Below are 24,814 nucleotides of genomic sequence, written 5' to 3'. Positions count from 1 at the left end.
ACGCCCGGTTACATTCCGAACCCGGAAGCTAAGCCTTACAGCGCCGATGGTACTGCAGGGGGGACCCTGTGGGAGAGTAGGACGCCGCCGAACAATTCTTCAAAAGGGTTGGACCCGGAACTTCCGTTCCGGGTCCAACCCTTTTTTGTTCTGCGTCACTTGAAGTTCACGTTGCGCAACGAGCATCCACCACATGGGTACTGCTGCACTGCTCAGGGCCGCTGGTGTCGGAGTGGGTGACGAGGTCGTCGTACCGGCCTTCGGCAACGTGGAAGTCGCCGAGGCCGTCGCGATGGCGGGGGCGCTGCCGGTGTTCGCCGACATAGACCCGGCGACGTACTGCTTGGATCCGGACGCGGTGGAGGCGGCCGCAACTTCGCGGACGGCGGCCGTCATTGTCGTACACCGCTTCGGTCGGCCCGCCGACATGGGGGCGTTGCACGCGTTCGGGCGGCGGCAGGGGCTGCTGGTGCTGGAACACGGGGAGTCCGAGGCGCCGTACGACGAGATAGCCCAGCGGCGGGAGCGGGCGGCCTTCCTCGACGCCAAGTTGAGGGGCGTGCGGACACCCGAGGGCGGGGTCGGGCACACCTATCAGCAGTACGTCGTGCGAGTGCCGGGGAACGGCCGGCCCGACCGGGACGCCTTCGCACGGGCCGTACGGGGCAAGGGCGTTGAGTGCCGTGTGCCGGTGAAGACACCCGTGCACCGGCTCCCCGAGTTCCGGCGGTGCGTGTCCCTGCCCGAGACCGAGCGGGCCGCCGACGAGACGCTCGCGCTTCCCGTGGACGCGTCGCTGACCAAGCGGGACATGCAGAGGATCGCGGCGGCGTGCAATGCCCTGGGCGGGCTGCTCCAGCCGGCGGGTTGAGCCGGTTGGGAGCACGGGTCTGTTCGGGGTATGATCTATTCCGTTGCCGCGGGGGAAACCCCGGAAACGGCGACAGGCCCCTATAGCTCAGTCGGCAGAGCGTCTCCATGGTAAGGAGAAGGTCAACGGTTCGATTCCGTTTGGGGGCTCGGACAGAAAGGCCCCGCCCATTCGGGCGGGGCCTTTCTCATGCCCTGGGGCCGGTCCTAGTCCTTGTGCAGGCCGGGTACGCGCATGGCCAGGATCGCCATGTCGTCGGACGGCGGCTCGGAGGCGAAGCGCTCCACGGCGCGCATGATGCGGGCCGCGACCGCGCCGGCCGTCAGTCCGGTACAGGTCGTCAGGACGTCGGCCAGGCCGTCGTCGCCCAGCATCCGGGGACCCTCGCGGCGCTCGGTGACGCCGTCGGTGACGCAGAGCAGGACATCCCCGGGATCGAGGGTCACCGTCTGCTCGTACAGCTCGAGGTCCTCGATGACGCCGAGGAGGGGCTGCGGCTCCGCCGCCGGTTCCACCGTGCCGTCCTGGCGCAGACGGAGCGGGAGGGGGTGGCCGGCGCAGACCACCTTCAGTTCCGCGCTGCCGTCCTCCTGCGGGCGCATCTCGCCGTACAGGAGGGTGAGGAAGCGGCTGCGGGCGCCCTCGTCGAGGATCGCGGAGTTGAGGCGTTCCAGGACCGCCGGGCCGCTCAGACCCTCGCGGGCCAGCAGGCGGAGCGCGTGCCGGGCGAGGCCCGTGACGGCCGCCGCGTTCGGGCCCGTACCGCAGACGTCGCCGATGGCGAAGCCGTAGGCGCCGTCGCTGATCGGGAAGAGGTCGTAGAAGTCGCCGCCGACCTCGTTGCCCTCGCCGGCCGCGCGGTAGATGACCTCGACTTCGACTCCGTCGACCGTCGGGAGTTCGGGCGGCAGGAGGCTGCGCTGGAGGGACTGGCTGATGGCCGTCCGCTCGGAGTAGAGGCGGGCGTTGTCGAGTGCGAGGGCGGCACGGCGGGAGAGGTCCTCGGCGAGTTCCAGGATCTCCTGGCGGAAGTGCTCGTCGGTCGGCTTGCCGAGCGTCAGCATGCCGATGACGCGGTTGCGGGCGACCAGGGGGAGGACCACCGTCTCGCCGCCGACCGCGGAGGCCGTGGCGAGCGTCGGGCCGATACCGGGGGTGACCTGGCGGGTCGGGCCGCCGCTCAGACCGAGGCTGCGCATGGAGGTGCGCAGGGCCGCCTGGTGGGCCACCTCCGCGGGTGCCGACCAGACGCGGGCGCCGGGGGTGGGGACCGGGTCGGGCGGGGCGATCTTCGACAGCAGGGACTTGATGCCGTCGATGAGCTCCTCGTCCTCGTGCAGCACATAGGACAGATACGGTTCGGAGGCCTGGTCGGCGATCGTGTAGACGGCGCACCAGGTGGCGAGGGTCGGCACCGTCATCTGGGCCATCAGGGCCAGGGTCTGGTCCCGGTCCAGGGTGCCGGCCAGGAGATCGGACGCCTCGACGAGGAAGCTGAGCGAGCCGCGGCGCAGCCGCTCCAGCTCGCCCAGGCGGGCCGACTCGACGGCGAGCGCGATGCGGTCCGCCGCGAACTGGAGGCGCAGCGCCTCCTCGTTGGAGTATCTGCCGGGTGCCTCGGCGGCGACGCCGAGGGAGCCGGTGAGGCGGCCCTCGACCTTCAGCGGGACGGTGACGACCGAGCGCATGCCGGTGCTGTTGAGGAGCGGGACGGCGCCGGGGACGGCGGTGAGGTCCTCGTGGACGGCCGGCATGCGGGCGGAGCCGTAGCGGCCGGGTCCGGCCTCGACGGGGACGCGGGCGAAGCGCTGGCGGGCCGAGGGCAGGCCGGTGGAGGCGCGGACCTCCAGCTCCGTCTCGTCGTCGGTGGCGAGGAGCAGGAACGCGGAGTCCCCGTCGAGCATGTCGCGGGCACGTTCCACCGTGCGCTGGAGCAGGCCGTCGAGGTCGTCGGGGGCGGGGGAGCCGATGAACACCTCGAAGGGGTCGGTGCTCTGGCCGCCCTCGGAGGTGCCGGACGTGTCGGACGCGGGGCCGCGCAGCGGGGTCTGGAGAACCGCCCGTTCGTGGTCCCGCACGAGGAGGCAGACCGTTGACGGATCGCCCTCGGTGTCCCGGACCCGCAAGTGGGAGGCATAGACGGGGATCACTCGGCCGTTGGCGCCCCTGATGCCGTAGCTGCCCTCCCAGCGGGACAGCTGAAGGGCGTCGGCGATGCCGGTGGCGGTGCCGGGGGTGTGCGGCCAGGCCGCGAGGTCGGTCAGGGGTTTGCCGGTGACCTGCTCGGCGGTGTAGCCGAAGAGTTCCTCGGCGTCCTCGTTCCAGGCGCTGATGGAGCCGGCCCGGTCGATCTGTACGACGGCGACACGGACCCGGGTGTCGGCGAGCGGGAGGAGGTGGGCCGGGAGGGAGGGGCCGGCGGCGCGGGTGCCGACCGGGCGGTCGGGAAGGTCGAGCTGGAACCAGACGGTCTTGTGGGTGGGGGTGTAGTCCACGCCCCAGTGGCCGGCCAGGGCCGCGCAGAGCTGGAGCCCGCGGCCTCCCTCGCGGTCGGGGCTGCCCATGTTGACCGCGGTGCCCTGGAGGGGAATTTCGCGCTCCGGATACCGGTCGGCCACCTCGATCCGTACGCCCTCATCACTGCGCAGGCAGAGCAGGTCGGCGGAGGTGCCGGCGTGGACCACGGCGTTGGTCACCAGTTCGCTGGTGAGAACGACGGCGTCGTCGACGATGTCACCGAAGCCCCACCCCTGGAGGGTGTCGCGGACGAAGGAGCGGGCGCTCGCGACCGAGCGTCCCACGGGCTCGAAGCTGGCGGCCGCGCGCGCGGTGATCACAGAACTCCTCGAGCGGTTCTCGACAGGCATGGCTCCCTGGCCGACCGGCTCGTGCCTCTGGTGAGGCAGGCCGTCAGTCGGCCGTGGGTCCGGGGGCTGCTCCCCCGGGATCAGTCCGGTGGTCATGTGTGCGGCCGCCCTCCGATGCCCGCTCGTCTCCGTGCCACCGCCCAGGCCGGACGGACCGGCGTGGCTGGACAGCCGGATGCAAGGTTACTTACCTTCGCGGTCCGAGCGGATGCCGGTCTGCTGTGTTTCCGTCCGGAGGTGTTTGCCATCCGGCGGGTGTGCGGACGATGTGCGAAGCTGCCGAACTGTTATGGCCTGGTTCGGTGGGGGTGAAACACTGGGCAGGCTTGTTGTGAAGGTCCGGGCAGGCCGTGTGTCTTCCGCGCCGGGTGGGCAGCAGCCTCCTGGCGGCGCCTTGGAACGTCGGGCAGGAAATCGCAGTAGTACGGACAGAGCACAGTAGTAAACGGGAGCGTCCCTGGTGGCGTGACCGGGCACAGCGGTAACGGTCGACCCCTGCGGGAGGGACACAGTGGAGTCTGGCGCAGCGACGCGGGGCACGAAGACGACGCGCGCGAAAGGCGGACAGTCCCTGAGTAAGCCGGGAAAGGCCCGTGGCGGGACCACGACGGTGGACACGGCGGCACTGAACCGTCTCCTGGGGGCCCTGGTGGCGATGCGGGACGGGAACTTCCGCAAGCGGCTCACGGTGTCCGGCGACGGCGTGATGTCGGAGATCGCGGCGGTCTTCAACGAGGTGGCCGACCGCAATCTCCATCTGACGGGTGAGCTGGCGCGGGTGCGCCGGATGGTCGGGCGTGAGGGGAAGCTCACGGAGCGGCTGGAGACGGGGGCTTCCGAGGGCTCCTGGGCGACCGCGATCGACAACTCGAACGCGCTGGTGGACGATCTGGTGCGGCCGGTCTCCGAGGTCAGCCGGGTGCTGTCGGCGGTGGCCGAGGGTGATCTGTCGCCGCGCATGGAGCTGCGGACGCAGGCGGCGCCGGAGGGGGCCGGGCATCCGCTGCGGGGCGAGTTCCTGAAGGTCGCGCGGACCGTGAACAACCTGGTCGACCAGTTGTCGACGTTCACCGACGAGGTCACCCGGGTGGCCAGCGAGGTGGGGACCGAGGGCAAGCTGGGCGGGCAGGCCCAGGTGCGGGGGATGTCGGGTTCGTGGAAGGACCTGACGGACTCCGTCAACACGATGGCGGAGCGGCTGACCGCGCAGGTCCGTGACATCGCCCTGGTGACGACGGCCGTCGCGCGCGGTGATCTGTCACGCAAGGTCACCGTGCATGTCGAGGGCGAGATGCTCGAGCTGAAGAACACCGTCAACACGATGGTGGACCAGCTCTCCGCGTTCTCCTCGGAGGTGACCCGCGTCGCCCGTGAGGTGGGCACGGAGGGTGCCCTGGGCGGGCAGGCGCAGGTACCCGGGGTGGACGGTGTGTGGAAGGAGCTCACCGACTCCGTCAACACCATGGCCGGGAACCTCACGGCGCAGGTGCGCGGGATCGCCGAGGTGACCACGGCGGTCGCCAACGGTGATCTGTCGCGGAAGGTGACGGTGCCGGCGCGTGGCGAGGTCGCGCAGCTCGCCGAGACGATCAACCAGATGACCGAGACGCTGCGGATCTTCGCGGACGAGGTCACGCGGGTCGCCAACGAGGTCGGGGCCGAGGGGCGGCTGGGCGGCCAGGCGAACGTGCCGGGTGCGGCGGGGACGTGGAAGGACCTGACGGACTCCGTCAACACGGTGTTCCGGAACCTGACCACTCAGGTGCGCGACATCGCGGCGGTGACGACGGCGGTCGCCAATGGCGACCTGTCGCAGAAGGTCACCGTCGACGTGGCCGGCGAGATGCTGGAGCTGAAGAACACCGTCAACACGATGGTCGACCAGCTGTCCGCCTTCGGTGCCGAGGTCACGCGTGTGGCGCGGGAGATCGGTGTCGAGGGTGAGCTGGGCGGCCAGGCACAGGTGCCGGGGGCGGCGGGGACATGGAAGGACCTGACGGATTCGGTCAACACGGCGTTCCGCAACCTCACCGGACAGGTGAGGAACATCGCCCAGGTGACGACGGCGGTCGCCAACGGTGACTTGTCGCAGAAGGTCACCGTGGACGTCTCCGGTGAGATGCTCCAGCTGAAGAACACCGTGAACACGATGGTGGACCAGCTGTCGAGCTTCGCCGACCAGGTCACGAGGATGGCCCGGGACGTGGGCACGGAGGGCCGGCTGGGCGGTCAGGCGCGCGTGGACGGCGTGTCGGGCACCTGGAAGGAGCTGACCGACTCCGTCAACTCGATGGCGTCGAATCTGACGGGTCAGGTGCGCAACATCGCGCAGGTGACGACGGCCGTCGCGCGGGGTGACCTGTCGCAGAAGATCGACGTCGACGCGCGCGGGGAGATCCTCGAGCTGAAGAACACCATCAACACGATGGTGGACCAGCTGTCGTCCTTCGCGGATCAGGTCACGCGGGTGGCCCGTGAGGTGGGTACGGAGGGCCGGCTGGGCGGTCAGGCGCAGGTGCCCGGGGTCGCCGGTGTGTGGCGGGACCTGACGGATTCCGTGAACGGCATGGCGTCCAATCTGACCGGTCAGGTGCGCAACATCGCCCAGGTGGCGACGGCGGTGGCGCGCGGTGACCTGTCGCAGAAGATCACCGTGGACGCGCGCGGGGAGATCCTGGAGCTCAAGAACACCCTGAACACGATGGTGGACCAGCTGTCGTCGTTCGCCGAAGAGGTCACGCGCGTGGCCCGTGAGGTGGGTACGGAGGGCATTCTCGGCGGTCAGGCCGAGGTGCAGGGTGTCTCCGGCACCTGGAAGGACCTCACGCAGTCCGTGAACGGCATGGCGAACAACCTGACCCTCCAGGTGCGCAACATCGCGGAGGTCACGACCGCGGTCGCCAAGGGCGATCTGTCGAAGAAGATCACCGTCGACGCCAAGGGCGAGATCCTGGAGCTGGTCACCACCGTCAACACGATGGTGGACCAGCTGTCGTCGTTCGCCGAGCAGGTGACCCGGGTGGCCCGCGAGGTGGGCACCGAGGGCATCCTGGGCGGGCAGGCGCACGTGCCGGGTGTCACGGGCATCTGGAAGGACCTGAGCGACAACGTCAACCTGATGGCCAAGAACCTGACCACTCAGGTGCGGAACATCTCCCAGGTCTCCGCCGCGGTCGCCAACGGCGATCTGACGCGGCAGGTCAGCATCGAGGCGCGCGGTGAGGTGGCGCAGCTCGCGGACACCATCAACATCATGGTGAAGACGCTGAGCGCGTTCGCCGAGCAGGTCACCAAGGTGGCCCGCGAGGTGGGCACGGACGGCATCCTCGGCGGTCAGGCGCATGTGCCGGGTGTGGCCGGTACGTGGAAGGACCTCACCGAGTCGGTGAACCAGATGGCGTCGAACCTGACCGGTCAGGTGCGCAACATCGCCATGGTGACGACGGCCATCGCCAAGGGTGACCTGACGAAGAAGATCGACATCGACGCGCGCGGTGAGATCCTCGAGCTGAAGACGACCATCAACACGATGGTCGACCAGCTGTCCTCCTTCGCCGAGGAGGTCACGCGCGTGGCACGCGAGGTGGGCACCGAGGGGCAGCTGGGCGGTCAGGCACGCGTGCGGGACGTGGACGGCACGTGGCGGGACCTGACGGAGTCCGTGAACGAGATGGCCGGGAACCTGACCCGGCAGGTGCGTGCCATCGCGCGCGTGGCGACCGCGGTGACCCGTGGCGACCTGAACCTGAAGATCGACGTGGACGCGTCCGGGGAGATCCAGGAGCTCCAGGACTACATCAACAAGATGATCGCCAACCTGCGCGACACCACGATCGCCAACAAGGAGCAGGACTGGCTCAAGGGCAATCTGGCGCGGATCTCGGCGCTGATGCAGGGGCGCCGCGACCTGGAGGACGTGGCCTCGCTGATCATGAGCGAGCTGACGCCGGTGGTGTCCGCGCAGCACGGCGCGTTCTTCCTGGCGATGCCGCTGGTCGACGGCGAGGACCTGAACGCCGCGGACGACGACCAGTTCGAGCTGCGCATGCTCGGCTCGTACGGCTACTCCATGGGGTCCATGCCGACGTCGTTCCAGCCCGGTGAGGGGCTCATCGGGACGGCCGCCATGGAGAAGCGCACGATCCTGGTGGAGAACGCGCCCAGCGGCTATCTGAAGATCTCCTCGGGGCTCGGGGAGGCACCGCCGGCGCAGGTGATCGTGCTTCCGGTGCTGTTCGAGGGGAAGGTGCTCGGCGTCATCGAGCTGGCGTCGTTCACGCCGTTCACGGCGATCCAGAAGGACTTCCTCAACCAGATCGCCGAGATGATCGCGACGAGCGTCAACACCATCTCGGTCAACACCAAGACCGAGCGGCTGCTGGCGCAGTCGCAGGAGCTGACGGAGCAGCTTCGGGAGCGGTCGGCGGAGTTGGAGCAGCGGCAGAAGGCGCTCCAGGCGTCCAACGCCGAACTGGAGGAGAAGGCCGAGCTGCTGGCCCGGCAGAACCGCGACATCGAGGTGAAGAACACCGAGATCGAGGAGGCGCGGCAGGTCCTGGAGGAGCGCGCCGAGCAGCTCGCGGTGTCCATGCGCTACAAGAGCGAGTTCCTGGCCAACATGTCGCACGAGCTGCGTACGCCGCTCAACTCGCTGCTGATTCTGGCCAAGTTGCTCGCCGACAACGCGGAGGGGAACCTCTCCCCGAAGCAGGTCGAGTTCGCCGAGACCATCCACGGCGCCGGTTCCGACCTGCTCCAGCTCATCAACGACATCCTTGACCTGTCGAAGGTCGAGGCGGGCAAGATGGACGTCTCCCCGACGCGCATCGCGCTGGTGCAGCTCGTGGACTACGTGGAGGCCACCTTCCGGCCGCTGACCGCGGAGAAGGGCCTGGACCTGTCGGTGCGGGTCTCCCCGGAGCTGCCGGCCACCCTGCACACCGACGAGCAGCGGCTGCTCCAGGTGCTGCGCAACCTGCTGTCCAACGCGGTGAAGTTCACCGACTCCGGATCGGTCGAGCTGGTGATCCGGCCGGCCCGGGAGGACGTGCCGCAGGCCATCCGGGAGCAGCTGCTGGAGACCGGTTCGCTGACCGACCCGGACGCGGACCTGATCGCGTTCTCGGTGAGCGACACGGGTATCGGCATCGCGGCCAGCAAGATGCGGGTGATCTTCGAGGCGTTCAAGCAGGCCGACGGCACCACCAGCCGCAAGTACGGCGGTACGGGGCTGGGGCTGTCCATCTCGCGGGAGATCGCGCAGCTGCTGGGCGGCGAGATCCACGCGCAGAGCGAACCGGGGCGCGGCTCGACGTTCACGCTGTACCTGCCGCTGCACCCGAGCGAGCTGCCGCCGCACGGCTATCAGCAGCCCATGCCCTCGCTGGAGGCCGGTGACCTGGTGGCGTCGGCCGAGCTGCCCCCCGCGGAGGTCGAGACCCCGGCGGAGGTGAAGTCGTACCGGGAGACGCAGAACGGTCCGGCCGCGCTGTTCCGGCGCCGCCGCAGGATCACGCTCGAGCAGCGGCCCGCTCCGGAGCCGGAGCAGTGGCAGGGCGAGGGACTGGAGCAGCAGGAGCCGGCGCCCCGGACGTCGCGCCGCGGCATCCGCTTCGGTGGCCAGAAGGTGCTGATCGTCGACGACGACATCCGCAACGTCTTCGCGCTCACCAGCGTCCTGGAGCAGCACGGGCTGTCCGTGCTGTACGCGGAGAACGGCCGCGAGGGCATCGAGGTGCTGGAGCAGCACGACGACGTGGCGGTCGTCCTGATGGACATCATGATGCCCGAGATGGACGGGTACGCCACGACCACGGCGATCCGCCGGATGCCGCAGTTCGCCGGGCTCCCGATCATCGCGCTCACCGCGAAGGCGATGAAGGGCGACCGGGAGAAGGCGATCGAGTCGGGTGCATCCGACTACGTGACCAAGCCGGTCGACCCGGATCACCTGCTGTCGGTGATGGAGCAGTGGATGAGGGGGGAGTGAGACCGGCGTCCGGAGGGCGCGCGAAAGTGACGGGAAGCTTCGGTGTTCACGCGCTGTTGCTGACGCGGTGCGCGCGAAGTCGTGTAGAAGTACGAGAACCGGGGAACCTTCTGGTCTCCCGCCGCGTTTCTGCTACGTGCACAGTGACATCGCGGTGACAGGGTGTGGCGACAGGCGGGGTGCGGCTACGATGACCGGCACAAGGACGGGCGGCGCAAGGGAGTCGTCCCCTGGAGCGGTACCCACCGGTACGGCCCCAGGTCCTGCGGACAGGGGAGGCCCCAAGCCGGGGCGAGGAGGGCGGGCCATGGTGCAGAAGGCCAAGATCCTCCTGGTCGATGACCGGCCGGAGAATCTGCTCGCGCTGGAGGCGATCCTCTCGGCGCTCGATCAGACGCTGGTGCGGGCATCGTCCGGGGAGGAAGCGCTCAAGGCGCTGCTGACGGACGATTTCGCGGTCATTCTGCTGGACGTCCAGATGCCGGGCATGGACGGTTTCGAGACCGCCGCGCACATCAAGCGACGGGAGCGGACGCGGGACATCCCGATCATCTTCCTCACCGCGATCAACCACGGCCCGCACCACACGTTCCGTGGGTACGCGGCGGGTGCCGTCGACTACATCTCCAAGCCCTTCGACCCGTGGGTGCTGCGCGCGAAGGTCTCGGTCTTCGTCGAGCTGTACATGAAGAACTGCCAGCTGCGGGAGCAGGCGGCGCTGCTGCGGCTCCAGTTGGAGGGCGGCGAGAAGGACGACGCCGAGGCCAAGGAGTCGGCGGGGCTGCTCGCCGAGCTCTCGGCGCGGCTCGCGGCCGTCGAGGAGCAGGCCGAGGCCCTCACCAAGCAGCTCAACGACGAGTCGACGGACGCGGCCGCGGTCGCCACGGCGGCCCATCTGGAGCGCAAGCTCACGGGGTTGCGGCGGGCGCTGGACGCGCTGGAGCCGGGGACCGGCAGCGCGTCGTCGGTGCCGTCACAGAACTGACGCCGTCCTCAGGGGCGTTGGACGGGTTCGCGAGGGGCCGTGGACATGAGGCCCCATCAACTGCGCGTCAATTTCACGTCTCAACGAGAGCGACACGAACGGGTGAAGCATCCGCCACGCGTGTCCCCTGCCGTCTCCACCGGTAACCTCACACCCATGGCCTCACGTCCCTCCGCAGCCAAGAAGCCGCCCGCGAAGAAGGCGGCCGCTTCCGCGAAGGCTCCGGCGAAGAAGGCCGCTGCCAAGAAGGCCCCGGCGAAGAAGGCTCCCGCCAAGAAGGCCGCGGCGAAGAAGCCGGCGCCCGCACCGGCTCCCAACCCGACCAGCGGCGTCTACCGGCTCGTACGCGCCCTGTGGCTGGGTCTGGCGCACGCCGTCGGTGCCGTCTTCCGCGGCATAGGGCAGGGCGCCAGGAACCTCGACCCCGCCCACCGCAAGGACGGCGTCGCGCTGCTGCTGCTCGCCGTCGCCCTGATCGTCGCCGCGGGCACCTGGGCGGACCTCAAGGGCCCGGTCGGCGACCTCGTGGAGATCCTGGTCACCGGAGCCTTCGGCCGGCTCGACCTGCTGGTGCCGATCCTGGTCGCCGTCATCGCCGTACGGTTCATCCGGCACCCGGAGAAGCCGGAGGCCAACGGGCGGATCGTCATCGGTCTGTCCGCGCTGGTCATCGGCGTGCTCGGGCAGATCCACATCGCCTGCGGCTCACCCGCGCGCAGCGACGGCATGCAGGCCATAAGGGACGCCGGCGGCCTCATCGGCTGGGGCGCGGCCACACCCCTGTCGTCCACCATGACCGACGTCCTCGCCGTGCCGCTGCTGGTGCTGCTCACCGTCTTCGGTCTGCTGGTCGTCACCGCCACCCCGGTCAACGCCGTCCCGCAGCGGCTGCGGCAGCTCGGCGTGCGCCTCGGACTCGTCCGCGAACCCGAGCCGGACGAGTTCGGCGAGGACGACGAGCGCTACGAGCAGCAGTGGCGCGAGGCGCTGCCCGCGAGCCGCCGCAGGCGACGCCCGGCGCCCGACGAGTACGACCCCGACAGCGCGGAGCAGGAGGCGCTGTCCCGGCGCCGGGGCCGGCCACGGAGGTCCGCCGCGCCGGGGCCCGACGTGGACCGGCCCCTGGACGCCGTGGACGTCGCCGCCGCGGCGGCGGCCGCGCTCGACGGTGCGGTGATGCACGGGATGCCGCCCTCGCCGATCGTCGCCGACCTGACCCAGGGGGTGAGCGTCGGCGACCGCGAGCCGACCACACCGACGCCGGTTCCGGCCGCCCGCCCGCAGCAGGAGAAGCTGTCGGCGGACAAGCCGAAGCGGGAGAAGCCGCCGGCGGGCGTCCTGGACATGACGAAGGCGCCGCCCAGCGAACCCCGCGACCTGCCGCCCCGCGCGGAGCAGCTCCAGCTCTCCGGCGACATCACCTACTCCCTGCCCTCGCTCGACCTGCTCACCCGTGGCGGGCCCGGCAAGGCCCGCAGCGCCGCCAACGACGCCATAGTCGACGCGCTGCGGAAGGTCTTCACGGAGTTCAAGGTGGACGCCGCCGTCACCGGCTTCACCCGCGGCCCGACGGTCACCCGCTACGTCGTGGAACTCGGGCCGGCCGTGAAGGTCGAGCGGGTCACCGCGCTGACCAAGAACATCGCGTACGCCGTCGCCAGCCCGGACGTGCGGATCATCAGCCCGATCCCCGGCAAGTCCGCGGTCGGCATCGAGATCCCGAACACCGACCGGGAGATGGTCAACCTCGGCGACGTGCTGCGGCTCGCGGAGTCCGCGGAGGACGACGACCCGATGCTGGTCGCCTTCGGCAAGGACGTCGAGGGCGGCTACGTCATGGACTCGCTGGCGAAGATGCCGCACATGCTGGTCGCCGGCGCCACGGGCTCCGGAAAGTCGTCCTGCATCAACTGCCTGATCACGTCGGTCATGATGCGGGCGACCCCGGAGGACGTCAGGATGATCCTGGTCGACCCCAAGCGGGTCGAGCTGACCGCGTACGAGGGCATCCCGCACCTGATCACGCCGATCATCACGAACCCCAAGCGGGCGGCCGAGGCGCTCCAGTGGGTCGTCCGCGAGATGGACCTGCGCTACGACGACCTCGCCGCCTACGGATACCGGCACATCGATGACTTCAACCGCGCGGTGCGCGAGGGCAAGGCCAAGCCGCCCGAGGGCAGCGAGCGCGAGCTCCAGCCCTACCCGTACCTGCTGGTGATCGTCGACGAGCTGGCCGACCTGATGATGGTCGCCCCGCGCGACGTCGAGGACGCCATCGTGCGGATCACACAGCTCGCGCGGGCGGCCGGCATCCACCTGGTGCTCGCCACACAGCGGCCGTCGGTCGACGTCGTCACCGGTCTGATCAAGGCGAACGTGCCCTCCCGGCTGGCGTTCGCCACCTCCTCGCTGGCGGACTCCCGCGTCATCCTCGACCAGGCCGGCGCCGAGAAGCTGATCGGCAAGGGCGACGGGCTGTTCCTGCCGATGGGCGCGAACAAACCCACGCGTATGCAGGGCGCGTTCGTGACCGAGGAGGAGGTCGCGGCCGTCGTCCAGCACTGCAAGGACCAGATGGCGCCCGTCTTCCGGGACGACGTCGTCGTCGGCACCAAGCAGAAGAAGGAGATCGACGAGGACATCGGCGACGACCTCGACCTGCTGTGCCAGGCCGCCGAGCTGGTCGTCTCCACCCAGTTCGGGTCGACGTCCATGCTCCAGCGCAAACTGCGCGTCGGCTTCGCCAAGGCCGGCCGGCTGATGGACCTCATGGAGTCCCGGAACATCGTCGGACCGAGTGAGGGTTCGAAGGCTCGTGACGTTCTTGTGAAGCCTGACGAGCTGGATGGCGTGCTGGCGCTGATCCGTGGGGAGTCTGAAGGGTAGGCGAGGGGGCAGCGGTCGTCGCCCCGGGGCACCCGGGTGGTCGACCGTGACCCAGCCGTAAGGGATCATTGAGCAACCGTTTCCCGTCGCCGTACGTCAAGTTGAGGGAAGCGACATACTGCAGTCCCACCATCGGGATGTCGGGCCATTCCGATGGCGTACAAAGTCCGACCGCCCGGTTGCCCCACCCTCTCGTACCCCTCCTAGACTGAACCTCCAGCACAGGCGGCTACACGCTCGAAAGGCGCCCCCGTGTCCATCGGCAACTCCCCTGAAGACGAGCGTCCGTTCGAAGACGATCCCGAGGAAGCCCGCCCCTCCGTCGGCCGGGCGCTGCGGCAGGCGCGCATCGCCGCCGGGCTCACCGTCGACGACGTCAGTACCGCCACCCGGGTCCGCATCGCCATCGTGCACGCCATCGAGGCGGACGACTTCGCCCCCTGCGGCGGCGACGTCTACGCACGCGGGCACATCCGGACCTTGGCCAAGGCCGTGCGCCTCGACCCGGCCCCGCTGATCGCCCAGTACGACGCCGAGCACGGCGGACGTCCGGCCCCGACCCCCGCCGCCCCGCTGTTCGAGGCGGAACGCATCCGTCCGGAGCGGCGCGGACCCAACTGGACCGCCGCCATGGTCGCCGCGATCGTCGTCGTGATCGGCTTCGTCGGGTTCACGATGGTCAAGGGCGAGGACGACGGCGGCAAGGCGAACGTCGCCGACGGCGCCGAGACCGGAAAGTCGCCCTCGCCCACCCCCAAGTCCAAGAAGCCCGCCGACCCCGAACCGGAACCGTCGGACAGCGCCATCGCCGCCGCCCCGCAGGACAAGGTGACGGTCAAGGTCAGCGCCGCCGACGGACGCAGCTGGATCTCCGCCAAGGACCACAACGGCCGGCTGCTGTTCGACGGACTGCTCAAGCAGGGCGAGTCCAAGACCTTCCAGGACAGCTCCAAGGTCAACCTGGTGCTCGGTGACGCCGGGGCGATCGACCTGTTCGTGAACGGCAAGAAGATCGAGGACGACTGGCAGCCCGGCGCCGTCGAGCGCCTGACCTACACCAAGGGCGACCCGCAGGCGGGATAACCCCTCCCAAAGGGTGCTTCGACGACGGGGTTGGCCATGATCGGCCAACCCCGTCGACGTGGGGTGTCAGCGGGACGAAGTAGTCTTGAGCCCATGCCTGAACGCCGTACCGTCGCACTCGTCACCCTTGGCTGCGCCCGTAACGAGGTGGACTCGGAGGAGCTCGCAGGCCGTTTGGAGGCGGACGGCTGGCAGCTCGTGGAGGACGCCGAGGAAGCGGACGTCGCCGTCGTCAACACGTGTGGCTTCGTCGAGGCCGCCAAGAAGGACTCGGTCGACGCCCTCCTGGAGGCCAACGACCTCAAGGGACATGGAAGAACGCAGGCCGTCGTGGCGGTGGGCTGCATGGCCGAGCGGTACGGCAAGGAGCTCGCCGAGGCCCTCCCGGAGGCCGACGGCGTCCTCGGTTTCGACGACTACGCCGACATCTCCGACCGCCTCCAGACCATCCTGAACGGCGGCATCCACGCCTCCCACACCCCGCGCGACCGGCGCAAGCTGCTGCCGATCAGCCCGGCCGAGCGGCAGGACTCCGCCGCCGCCGTCGCGCTGCCCGGCCACGGCCCGGTGGACCTGCCGGAGGGCCTCGCCCCGGCGTCCGGCCCCCGTGCGCCGCTGCGCCGCCGGCTGGACGGCTCCCCGGTCGCCTCGGTGAAGCTCGCCTCCGGCTGCGACCGGCGCTGCTCGTTCTGCGCCATCCCCTCCTTCCGCGGCTCCTTCATCTCGCGCCGCCCCAGCGACGTGCTGAACGAGACCCGGTGGCTGGCCGAACAGGGCGTGAAGGAGATCATGCTGGTCTCCGAGAACAACACCTCCTACGGCAAGGACCTCGGCGACATCCGCCTGCTGGAGTCCCTGCTGCCCGAGCTGGCCGAGGTCGACGGCCTCGAGCGGGTGCGGGTCAGCTACCTCCAGCCGGCCGAGATGCGGCCCGGCCTGATCGACGTGCTGACCTCCACCCCGAAGGTCGCCCCCTACTTCGACCTGTCCTTCCAGCACTCCGCGCCCGACGTGCTGCGCGCCATGCGCCGCTTCGGCGACACCGACCGGTTCCTGGAACTGCTGGACACCATCCGGAGCAAGGCGCCCCAGGCCGGTGTGCGCTCCAACTTCATCGTCGGCTTCCCCGGCGAGTCCGCCGCCGACCTCGCCGAGCTCGAGCGGTTCCTGAACCACGCGCGGCTGGACGCCATCGGCGTCTTCGGCTACTCCGACGAGGAGGGCACCGAGGCGGCGACGTACGACGGCAAGCTGGACGAGGACGTCGTCGCCGAGCGGCTGGCCCGTGTCTCGCGGCTGGCCGAGGAGCTCGTCTCGCAGCGCGCCGAGGAGCGGGTCGGCGAGACCGTGCACGTGCTGGTGGAGTCCGTCGACGAGGAGGAGGGCGTCCACGGCCGGGCCGCGCACCAGGCGCCCGAGACGGACGGCCAGGTGCTGCTCACGAGCGGCGAGGGGCTGAGCGTCGGCCGTATGGTCGAGGCGAAGGTGGTCGGTACGGAAGGTGTCGACCTGGTGGCCGAGCCGCTGTTCCAGGGTTCGCTCGCGTGTAGTGAGGAGGCGGGCAGATGACGGGTGTCCCGGCATCGGCGGCGGGAGGCCCCTCCGGCGCGAGGAGGGCGGCGAACGCCGGCCCCGGCGGGTCGGTGCCCGGCCGTGCCGCGGCGCGGGAGGCCCGGGGCGTGGCTCCGGGGGCGTCCGGCGGCGGTTCGGCGCGGCGGGGTCTGCCCGGCCGTGCCGCGGGTGGCGCGGAACCCCAGGGCGACGAGGCCGCGGCGGCGGTCCGGGGCGGGTCGGACGGCGCGGTCGCCGAGGACGGCGCGAGGCCACCGCGCGGCGCGAAGATCGCCGCGGCGGCCGTGAACCAGGCCAGCGTCTGGAACATCGCCAACCTGCTGACCATGCTCCGGCTGCTCCTGGTGCCGGCGTTCGTGGCGCTGATGCTCGCCGACGGCGGATACGACCCGGCGTGGCGGTCGCTGGCGTGGGCGGCCTTCGCCATCGCCATGATCACCGACCTGTTCGACGGCCATCTGGCGCGCACCTACAACCTCGTCACCGACTTCGGGAAGATCGCCGACCCCATCGCCGACAAGGCGATCATGGGGGCGGCGCTGATCTGTCTGTCGTCGCTGGGCGATCTCCCGTGGTGGGTCACCGGAGTGATCCTCGGCCGGGAACTCGGCATCACCCTGCTGCGTTTTCTGGTCATTCGCTACGGCGTGATCCCGGCCAGCCGCGGGGGCAAGCTCAAGACCCTCACCCAGGGCGTGGCCGTCGGTATGTACGTACTGGCGTTGACGGGGTGGCTGGCCACCCTGCGGTGGTGGGTGATGGCCGCGGCGGTCGTGCTGACCGTGGCGACCGGACTCGACTATGTGAAACAGGCCATTGTGCTGCGCAGGCAGGGAATCGCCGAACGCAAGGCGGCGTTGGAGGAGACGGAAGAGTGAGTTCCAAGGCCACCGAGGTGGTGCGACTACTCACTGTGAACGGCGGAAGTCTCGCCGTCGCCGAGTCGCTGACCGGTGGCCTGGTGGCGGCGGAGATCACTTCGGTTCCCGGGGCGTCCAAGGTCTTCCGGGGCTCGGTGACGGCGTACGCCACCGAACTCAAGCACGAACTGCTCGGGGTGGACGCCACCCTGCTGGCCCAGCGCGGAGCGGTGGATCCGCAGGTGGCGGCCCAGATGGCGGCCGGCGTCCGCAAGGTGCTCGGCGCCGACTGGGGTGTCGCCACCACCGGTGTCGCCGGTCCGGATCCCCAGGACGGGCAGCCCGTCGGCACGGTTTTCGTGGCCGTGGACGGCCCCTTCGGAGCGGGCTCGGGTTCCGCCCGCGGCGGAAAAGTGGAGCATCTGCGGTTGAACGGCGACCGCGCGGAAATTCGTATGGAGAGTGTACGGAGCGTACTCGCACTGCTTCTGACGGAGCTTGCGAGCGAACAGACCGGGAATGAGCGGGCACAGGATACGGAACGGAACGGGGGGTTTTGATGTTTGCAGCCCTGAGTGAACACGACATCGCTCCCCGCACGGCCGCGGCGCAAGGCGGTACGGTGGGGCGAGAAGGATGCGGCTACGCGGTCCGAGGAGGGAGCCACCGATGATTCTGCTCCGTCGCCTGCTGGGTGACGTGCTGCGTCGGCAGCGCCAACGCCAGGGCCGTACTCTGCGCGAAGTCTCCTCGTCCGCCCGAGTCTCACTCGGCTATCTCTCCGAGGTGGAGCGGGGGCAGAAGGAGGCTTCCTCCGAGCTGCTCTCCGCCATCTGCGACGCGTTGGACGTACGGATGTCCGAGCTCATGCGGGAAGTGAGCGATGAGCTCGCCCTCGCCGAGCTGGCCCAGTCTGCTGCAGCGACCCCCAGCGAGCCCGTTCCCACGCCGGTTCGTCCGATGCTGGGTTCCGTTTCGGTGACCGGTGTGCCACCGGAACGGGTGACCATCAAGGCGCCCGCCGAGGCGGTGGACGTCGTCGCCGCGTGAGTGCGGTGCTCCGCGCCTGCGCGGTGTGAAGGTGTGAGATGCCCCGGTAGGGGCCCTTCCGGGAGATCCGGTGGGGTGCCGCCGGGGTTTTTCGCATGCCCGGGGACTTCTCCTGTGCGCTTGCCGGTGCGGCGCGGCGCGGTCATCGTTGAGGGACGAGGCGGGGGGCCAGCCACGGAGGTGCGGATGTACGTCGTGAAGAGCCCGTTGTCCGACGCGAACCTGAAGACCGTGTCCGAGGCGTTGCAGGGTGCCCTGGTCGACCTCGTGGATCTGGCCCTGGTGGCCAAGCAGATCCACTGGAACGTGGTCGGCCCACGCTTCCGCTCCGTGCATCTCCAGCTCGACGAGGTCGTCTCCCTGGCGCGTGCGCACTCCGACACCGTGGCGGAGCGTGCCGCGGCGCTGGGGGTCTCGCCCGACGGGCGTGCCGCGACGGTGGCCGTCGGCAGCGGGATCGGGGTGACGCCCGAGGGCTGGGTCGACGACTCGACCGCGGTCGGTGCGCTCGTGGAGGCGCTGGGCGCGGTGATCGCCCGTATGCGGGAGCGGGTGACCGCGACCGCGGAACCGGACCCGGTGAGCCAGGACATCCTGATCACGATCACCGGGGACCTCGAGAAGCAGCACTGGATGTTCCAGGCCGAGAACGGGTGACGTGGCGCTGGGGAGCGGCTCTGGGGCTCGGGGCGCTGTGGTGGTGGGCCGTGGTGCGACTGCTGACGGTGCCCGGGGCCGGTGCGGTGGAAGGAGCGGTCGCGGCCGGCGGGTGGGGGCTCAGCGTGCTGCCGGTGCACTGCATGCCCAAGGCGCGGGCGGAGGGAGCGCTTGCGGCCGGGCGGTGGCGGCGGGCCTGGCGCGGGGGCGGAGGGCGCCGGTTCACCGACGGGGCGTGAGCGGAGCCGGACCCGGTTGGCATGTGGGGCACCAGTACGTGGGGCGCTCGCGGGAGCCGTCGCCCTGCTCGGCGACGCGGATCGGGGTGCGGCAGCGCAGACAGGGGCGGCGGGCGCGGCCGTACACGAACAGGTCCTGGCCGCGGCGGCCGGTCGTGCTGCGGATCGGGCGTTCGCGGTTGAACTCCAGCAGCTTCCGGGCGAGCCCGGGCAGCTTCGCGGACCGGTCGGCGGGCAGGTCGCCCACGGGGAGCCACGGGGTGACGCCGAGGAGGAAGCAGAGCTCGCTCTTGAAGACATTGCCGATGCCGGCGAGGTTCCGCTGGTCCAGCAGGGCCTCGCCGAGGGGGCGGGCCGGTTCCTTCAGAAGGTTGGCCAGCGCGAGATCGGGGTCCCAGTCCGGGCCGAGGAGGTCGGGGCCGAGGTGGCCGACGACGCGCTCCTCTTCTGTGCTGCGCATCAGCTCCAGGACGGGGAGCCGGTAGCCGACGGCCGTGCGGTCGGCGTTGCCGAGGACGGCGCGGATCTGATGCGCGGGGCCGCCGTTCCAGCGCTGCCCCTGCGCGTACACCCGCCAGGAGCCGTCCATCTTCAGATGCGAGTGCAGGGTCAGGCCCCCCTCGACGCGGGTCAGCAGGTGCTTGCCGCGCGGGGTGACGTCCAGCACGGTGCGCCCGGTGAGGTCGGTCGTGGCGAACCGGGGCACCCGGAGGTCGCTGCGGGTCAGCACCTTGCCGGCGAGGGCGTCGTGCAGCCGCCGCGCGGCCTGCCAGACCGTGTCTCCTTCGGGCATGCGTCAAGGGTGGCACGTCGGGGCGGACGGGGTCAGGCGCGGATGCGCAGTCCTCGGGGGGTGGCGACGAAGCCCGCGGTCTCCAGGAGGGTGCCCAGGGGGGATGTCAGGGCCGATACGCCGTTGACGCGCTCCACCGTGACCGTGCCGAGGGAGCCCGCGCGGGCGGCCGCCGCGAGGGTTTCCGCGGCGGCCGGGAGCCGGGAGTCGTCGGCCGGTTCGGCACCGGGGTCGGCGGGCCAGGCCAGCAGCGTCTTGCCGCCGCGCTCCATGTAGAGCGTCAGCTCACCGTCGACCAGCACCACCAGGGAGCCCGCCTTGCGGCCGGGCTTGTGACCGGCGCCGGTCGGGGGCTCGGGCCAGCCCAGAGCGGCACCGTAGGCGTTCGCCGGGTCGGCGGCGGCGAGGACCACGGCGCGTCCGGCGTCGCCCGCACCCGTAGGCCGGCCGGCGAAGGGGTCGTACGTCGGGCGTCCGCCGTTCTGCCAGGGCGGAGGGGACTGCGGGGCCCGGTCGCGCGGGGAGACGTAGTCACCCGGCGAGAGGCGCGGGTACGGCGAGTCGTCCGGGCCGGGGAAGCCGTCGTGGCCCGGGGCGGTGTCGAAGGGGTCCGGCACCCCGGTGTCGGGAGCGGCCGGGCCCGGGAGACCGTCGCCCCGGTCGCGGGCGTTGGCCGCCGCGCGGAGGCGGTCCACGGCCCCGTCCATCGCGAACTGGGCGGCGCCCAGTCCCTCCACCACATAGCCGCGACGGGCCTGCCCCGTCTCCTCGAAGGCGGACAGAATGCGGTACACCGCCGAGAAGCCGCCCTCGACGCCCTCAGCGGCGACGGCGCCCCGGGTCACCACGCCGTGCCGGTCGAGCAGGGTGCGGGCCAGTGCGTGGGCGCGGACCGTGGGATCGCTGTCCCGGCCGGGCAGCAGGGACCAGCGGCCGGCGACGGTCGGCGGGCCGGTGCGTGAGGCGCTGCGGGCGGCCGCCGTGAGCGAGCCGTAGCGCCCGCGGGGCACCGAGCGCTTCGCGCGGTGGGCCGTGGACCCCGCGGTGCGGCCCGAGCCGAGCAGGGAGCGCATGGGGGCGAGCGTGTCGTTGGTCAGCCGGCCGGACCAGGCGAGGTCCCAGAGGATGTCGGCCAGTTGGGGGTCGGTGGCCTCGGGATGAGTGGTGGCGCGGACCTGGTCGGCGATCTGGCGGAAGAACAGGCCGTAGCCGCCGGCCAGGGCGTCCAGGACGGACTCGTGGAGTGCCGTCAGCTCCAGCGGGTGCGGTGGCGGCAGCAGCAGGGGAGCCGCGTCGGCGAGGTGGAGGGAGACCCAGCCGTCCTTACCGGGCAGCGATCCCGCGCCGGCCCACACGACCTCACCGGCTGCCGTGAGCTCGTCCAGCATCGCCGGGGTGTAGTTCGCCACCCGGGAGGGCAGGACCAGCTTCTCCAGGGCGGAGGCGGGTACGGAGGCGCCCTGCAACTGCTCGATGGCGCGCACCAGGCCGTCGACGCCGCGCAGCGTGTGCCCCTTGCCGATGTGCTGCCACTGGGGCAGGAACTGGGCGAGCGCGGCCGGCGGCACCGGCTCCAGTTCGTGCCGCAGCGCGGCCAGGGAGCGGCGGCGCAGTCGACGCAGTACGGCGGCGTCGCACCACTCCTGTCCGATGCCGGCGGGATGGAACTCGCCCTGGACGACCCTGCCCGCGGCCGAGAGCCGTTGCAGGGCGCCCTCGGTGACCGCCACGCCCAGTCCGAAGCGGGCGGCCGCCGTGGCCGACGTGAACGGGCCGTGGGTGCGCGCGTACCGCGCGAGGAGGTCGCCGAGGGGGTCCTTGACCGGTTCGGTGAACGCCTCCGGCACGCCGACCGGGAGCGCCGTGCCCAGCGCGTCGCGCAGCCGGCCGGCGTCCTCGATCGCCGCCCAGTGGTCGGCGCCGGCCACCCGCACCCGGATGGCGCGCCGCGCGGAGGCGAGTTCCCGCGCCCACTGGGGTTCGGCGCCGCGCTCGGCGAGCTCGGCGTCGGTGAGCGGACCGAGCAGCCGCAGCAGGTCGGCGACGCCCTCCGCGTCCTTGACCCGCCGGTCCTCGGTGAGCCACTGCAACTCGCGCTCGAGTTCGGTCAGCACCTCCGCGTCGAGCAGTTCGCGCAGCTCCGCCTGGCCGAGCAGCTCGGCCAGCAGCCGCGAGTCCAGCGACAGGGCGGCGGCGCGGCGCTCGGCGAGCGGGGAGTCGCCCTCGTACAGGAACTGGGCGACGTAGCCGAAGAGGAGGGAGCGGGCGAAGGGGGAGGGCTCGGGGGTGGTGACCTCGACGAGGCGCACCTTGCGGGACTCCAGGTCACCCATCAGCTCGACGAGCCCGGGGACGTCGAAGACGTCCTGGAGGCATTCGCGGACCGCCTCCAGGACGATCGGGAACGAGCCGAACTCCCCGGCCACCTGGAGCAGTTGCGAGGCGCGCTGGCGCTGCTGCCACAGGGGTGTGCGGCGGCCGGGGTTGCGGCGCGGCAGCAGCAGCGCGCGGGCGGCGCACTCACGGAACCGGGACGCGAACAGCGCCGATCCGCCGACCTGGTCGGTGACGACCTGGTCGACCTCGCCCTTGTCGAACACGACGTCGGCCGCGCCCACCGGGGCCTGGTCCGCGTCGTACTCGGTGCCGGCCTTCATCGGTTCCTGGTCGAGCAGGTCGAGACCCATGAGGTCGGCGTCCGGCAGCCGCAGCACGATGCCGTCGTCGGCATGCATCACCTGGGCGTCCATGCCGTACCGCTCGGAGAGGCGGGCGCCGAGCGCCAGCGCCCACGGGGCGTGCACCTGGGCGCCGAACGGGGAGTGCACGACGACCCGCCAGTCGCCCAGTTCGTCGCGGAAGCGCTCCACGACGATGGTGCGGTCGTCGGGCACGTGGCCGCAGGCCTCGCGCTGTTCGTCGAGGTAGGACAGGACGTTGTCCGCGGCCCAGGCGTCCAGGCCCGCGGTGAGGAGCCGCAGCCGGGCGTCGTCCCTGGGCAGCGAGCCCACCTCGCGCAGGAAGGCGCCCACCGCGCGGCCGAGTTCCAGCGGCCGGCCCAGCTGGTCGCCCTTCCAGAACGGCAGCCGGCCCGGCACGCCCGGTGCCGGGGAGACCAGGACGCGGTCGCGCGTGATGTCCTCGATGCGCCACGAGCTGGTGCCGAGGGTGAAGACGTCGCCCACGCGGGACTCGTAGACCATCTCCTCGTCCAGCTCACCGACCCGTCCGCCGCCCTTCTTCGGGTCGGCGCCCGCGAGGAAGACCCCGAAGAGGCCGCGGTCGGGGATCGTGCCCCCTGAGGTGACGGCCAGACGCTGGGCGCCCGGGCGGCCGGTGATCTCGCCCGTGACCCGGTCCCACACCACGCGCGGGCGCAGCTCCGCGAACGCGTCGGAGGGGTAGCGGCCGGCGAGCATGTCCAGGACGGCCGTGAAGGCGGACTCGGGCAGGGACGCGAAGGGGGCCGCGCGGCGGACCGTGGCGAGCAGGTCGTCGAGCTGCCAGGTGTCCATGGCCGTCATGGCGACCAGCTGCTGGGCCAGCACGTCGAGAGGGTTGGCGGGGACCCGCAGGGACTCGATGGAGCCCGTGCGCATCCGCTCGGTGACCACGGCCGCCTGCACCAGGTCGCCCCGGTACTTCGGGAACACCACGCCCGTGGAGACCGCGCCGACCTGATGTCCCGCGCGGCCCACGCGCTGGAGCCCGGAGGCGACCGACGGCGGCGACTCGACCTGGACCACCAGGTCCACGGCGCCCATGTCGATGCCCAGCTCCAGGCTGGAGGTGGCCACCACCGCGGGCAGCCGGCCCGCCTTGAGGTCCTCCTCGACCAGGGCGCGCTGCTCCTTGGACACCGAACCGTGGTGGGCGCGCGCGATGACCGCGGGAGCCCCCTGGGCGGCTCCGGAACCGCCCATGAGCTCGGCGGGGGAGTGATGCTCGTCCAGGGGCTCCCCGGTGGCCCGCTCGTAGGCGATCTCGTTGAGCCGGTTGCACAGCCGCTCCGCGAGACGGCGGGAGTTCGCGAACACGATGGTCGAGCGGTGCGACTGCACCAGGTCGGTGATCCGCTCCTCGACGTGCGGCCAGATCGACGGCCGTTCTGCGCCCTCCGAGCCGTCGGCGACCGGGGAACCGCCCAGCTCGCCCAGGTCCTCGACCGGCACCACCACGGACAGGTCGAACTCCTTGCCCGACTCCGGCTGGACGATCTCCACCTTGCGGCGCGGGGAGAGGAACCGTGCGACCTCGTCGACCGGGCGCACCGTCGCCGAGAGACCGATCCGGCGGGCCGGTCGGGGCAGCAGCTCGTCCAGCCGCTCCAGGGTGAGCGCGAGATGCGCCCCGCGCTTGGTGCCGGCGACCGCGTGCACCTCGTCCAGGATCACCGTCTCCACGCCCGTCAACGCGTCGCGCGTGGCGGACGTCAGCATCAGGAACAGGGACTCCGGCGTGGTGATCAGGATGTCCGGCGGCCGGGTGGCCAGGGAGCGGCGCTCGGCGGGCGGGGTGTCGCCGGAGCGGATGCCGACCTTGACCTCGGGCTCGGGCAGGCCCAGGCGCACGGATTCCTGGCGGATGCCGGTCAGCGGACTGCGGAGGTTGCGCTCCACGTCGACCGCCAGGGCCTTCAAGGGGGACACGTACAGAACGCGGCACCGCTTCTTCGGGTCGGCGGGCGGCGGAGTCGAGGCCAGCTGGTCCAAGGCGGCGAGGAACGCGGCGAGGGTCTTCCCGGAACCGGTGGGGGCCACCACCAGCACGTCCGAGCCGGCCCCGATGGCCTGCCACGCGCCGGCCTGGGCGGCGGTGGGCGCGGAGAACGCCCCCGTGAACCAGCCGCGGGTCGCGGGGGAGAAGCCGTCCAGGGCTCGATGCGGATCGCTGACCATGCGTCCATCGTGCACCCGGCCACTGACAATCGGGCCGGGCCGGCCGGCGGGGGCGCCCGGG

The 24,814-nt window shown here is 71.2% G+C and carries 14 protein-coding genes, 1 tRNA gene and 1 rRNA gene; 13 read left to right on the top strand and 3 right to left on the bottom strand.

What is annotated here, in order from left to right:
* The 3 genes from rrf to ACZ470_RS29450 form a co-directional block, all read left to right on the top strand.
* Positions 1-93: ribosomal RNA gene (gene rrf / locus ACZ470_RS29460) — 5S ribosomal RNA — on the top strand; the annotation flags it as partial.
* Between the two features lie 115 nt (positions 94-208).
* Positions 209-871, top strand: coding sequence for a DegT/DnrJ/EryC1/StrS family aminotransferase (locus ACZ470_RS29455; RefSeq protein WP_468432089.1), 663 nt, complete (start codon positions 209-211; stop codon positions 869-871).
* 76 nt (positions 872-947) lie between these two features.
* Positions 948-1,020: transfer RNA gene (locus tag ACZ470_RS29450), tRNA-Thr, on the top strand.
* A gap of 57 nt (positions 1,021-1,077) precedes the next feature.
* On the opposite strand, the gene ACZ470_RS29445 is transcribed toward ACZ470_RS29450, so the two are convergent.
* Complete coding sequence (locus tag ACZ470_RS29445) at positions 1,078-3,834, bottom strand: SpoIIE family protein phosphatase (protein ID WP_468432077.1); 2,757 nt, start codon at positions 3,832-3,834, stop codon at positions 1,078-1,080.
* Between the two features lie 415 nt (positions 3,835-4,249).
* Here ACZ470_RS29445 and ACZ470_RS29440 point away from each other — a divergent pair, with 415 nt between their 5' ends.
* The 10 genes from ACZ470_RS29440 (at position 4,250) to ACZ470_RS29395 (ending at position 19,062) form a co-directional block, all read left to right on the top strand.
* On the top strand, positions 4,250-9,727 hold the full coding sequence (locus tag ACZ470_RS29440; RefSeq protein WP_468432075.1) for a HAMP domain-containing protein: 5,478 nt from the start codon (positions 4,250-4,252) through the stop codon (positions 9,725-9,727).
* A gap of 307 nt (positions 9,728-10,034) precedes the next feature.
* On the top strand, positions 10,035-10,712 hold the full coding sequence (locus ACZ470_RS29435) for a response regulator (protein WP_468432073.1): 678 nt from the start codon (positions 10,035-10,037) through the stop codon (positions 10,710-10,712).
* A gap of 156 nt (positions 10,713-10,868) precedes the next feature.
* Positions 10,869-13,601, top strand: coding sequence for a DNA translocase FtsK (locus tag ACZ470_RS29430; protein WP_468432071.1), 2,733 nt, complete (start codon positions 10,869-10,871; stop codon positions 13,599-13,601).
* Between the two features lie 252 nt (positions 13,602-13,853).
* Complete coding sequence (locus ACZ470_RS29425) at positions 13,854-14,684, top strand: helix-turn-helix domain-containing protein (RefSeq protein ID WP_468432069.1); 831 nt, start codon at positions 13,854-13,856, stop codon at positions 14,682-14,684.
* Positions 14,685-14,777: 93 nt separating this feature from the next.
* Positions 14,778-16,253 (top strand): 30S ribosomal protein S12 methylthiotransferase RimO, encoded by a 1,476-nt coding sequence (rimO, locus tag ACZ470_RS29420; RefSeq protein ID WP_468432067.1) that lies wholly within the window; start codon positions 14,778-14,780, stop codon positions 16,251-16,253.
* Positions 16,250-17,134, top strand: coding sequence for a CDP-diacylglycerol--glycerol-3-phosphate 3-phosphatidyltransferase (gene pgsA / locus ACZ470_RS29415; RefSeq protein ID WP_468432065.1), 885 nt, complete (start codon positions 16,250-16,252; stop codon positions 17,132-17,134). Before rimO ends, pgsA begins: the two co-directional genes overlap by 4 nt.
* Positions 17,131-17,676, top strand: coding sequence for a CinA family protein (locus ACZ470_RS29410; protein ID WP_468432064.1), 546 nt, complete (start codon positions 17,131-17,133; stop codon positions 17,674-17,676). The genes pgsA and ACZ470_RS29410 overlap by 4 nt, the downstream gene beginning before the upstream one ends.
* Positions 17,677-17,785: 109 nt before the next feature.
* Positions 17,786-18,166 carry a helix-turn-helix domain-containing protein gene (locus ACZ470_RS29405; RefSeq protein WP_003993396.1) on the top strand — a complete coding sequence of 127 codons (381 nt, stop codon included), beginning with the start codon at positions 17,786-17,788 and terminating at the stop codon, positions 18,164-18,166.
* Positions 18,167-18,352: 186 nt separating this feature from the next.
* Positions 18,353-18,823 carry a Dps family protein gene (locus tag ACZ470_RS29400; protein ID WP_468432062.1) on the top strand — a complete coding sequence of 157 codons (471 nt, stop codon included), beginning with the start codon at positions 18,353-18,355 and terminating at the stop codon, positions 18,821-18,823.
* Positions 18,820-19,062 (top strand): hypothetical protein, encoded by a 243-nt coding sequence (locus ACZ470_RS29395; protein WP_468432060.1) that lies wholly within the window; start codon positions 18,820-18,822, stop codon positions 19,060-19,062. Before ACZ470_RS29400 ends, ACZ470_RS29395 begins: the two co-directional genes overlap by 4 nt.
* Here ACZ470_RS29395 and ACZ470_RS29390 read toward each other — a convergent pair.
* Together ACZ470_RS29390 and ACZ470_RS29385 are read right to left on the bottom strand one after the other, a co-directional pair.
* Positions 19,046-19,855, bottom strand: coding sequence for an Fpg/Nei family DNA glycosylase (locus tag ACZ470_RS29390; protein WP_468432058.1), 810 nt, complete (start codon positions 19,853-19,855; stop codon positions 19,046-19,048). The genes ACZ470_RS29395 and ACZ470_RS29390 overlap by 17 nt on opposite strands.
* Positions 19,856-19,887: 32 nt before the next feature.
* Positions 19,888-24,753, bottom strand: coding sequence for an ATP-dependent helicase (locus ACZ470_RS29385; RefSeq protein ID WP_468432056.1), 4,866 nt, complete (start codon positions 24,751-24,753; stop codon positions 19,888-19,890).
* Between the last annotated feature and the right edge of the window lie 61 nt (positions 24,754-24,814).

It is taken from the genome of Streptomyces sp. NPDC031111 (assembly GCF_055570675.1).
This window is presented reverse-complemented; position numbering and strand designations above follow the sequence as displayed.

Coding starts and splice junctions, on each gene's coding strand:
- ACZ470_RS29430 (WP_468432071.1), top strand. CDS start 10,869: ATGGCCTCACGTCCCTCCGCAGCCAAGAAGCCGCCCGCGAAGAAGGCG.
- ACZ470_RS29405 (WP_003993396.1), top strand. CDS start 17,786: ATGATTCTGCTCCGTCGCCTGCTGGGTGACGTGCTGCGTCGGCAGCGC.
- ACZ470_RS29385 (WP_468432056.1), bottom strand. CDS start 24,753: ATGGTCAGCGATCCGCATCGAGCCCTGGACGGCTTCTCCCCCGCGACC.
- ACZ470_RS29390 (WP_468432058.1), bottom strand. CDS start 19,855: ATGCCCGAAGGAGACACGGTCTGGCAGGCCGCGCGGCGGCTGCACGAC.
- ACZ470_RS29445 (WP_468432077.1), bottom strand. CDS start 3,834: ATGACCACCGGACTGATCCCGGGGGAGCAGCCCCCGGACCCACGGCCG.
- rimO (WP_468432067.1), top strand. CDS start 14,778: ATGCCTGAACGCCGTACCGTCGCACTCGTCACCCTTGGCTGCGCCCGT.
- pgsA (WP_468432065.1), top strand. CDS start 16,250: ATGACGGGTGTCCCGGCATCGGCGGCGGGAGGCCCCTCCGGCGCGAGG.
- ACZ470_RS29435 (WP_468432073.1), top strand. CDS start 10,035: ATGGTGCAGAAGGCCAAGATCCTCCTGGTCGATGACCGGCCGGAGAAT.
- ACZ470_RS29400 (WP_468432062.1), top strand. CDS start 18,353: ATGTACGTCGTGAAGAGCCCGTTGTCCGACGCGAACCTGAAGACCGTG.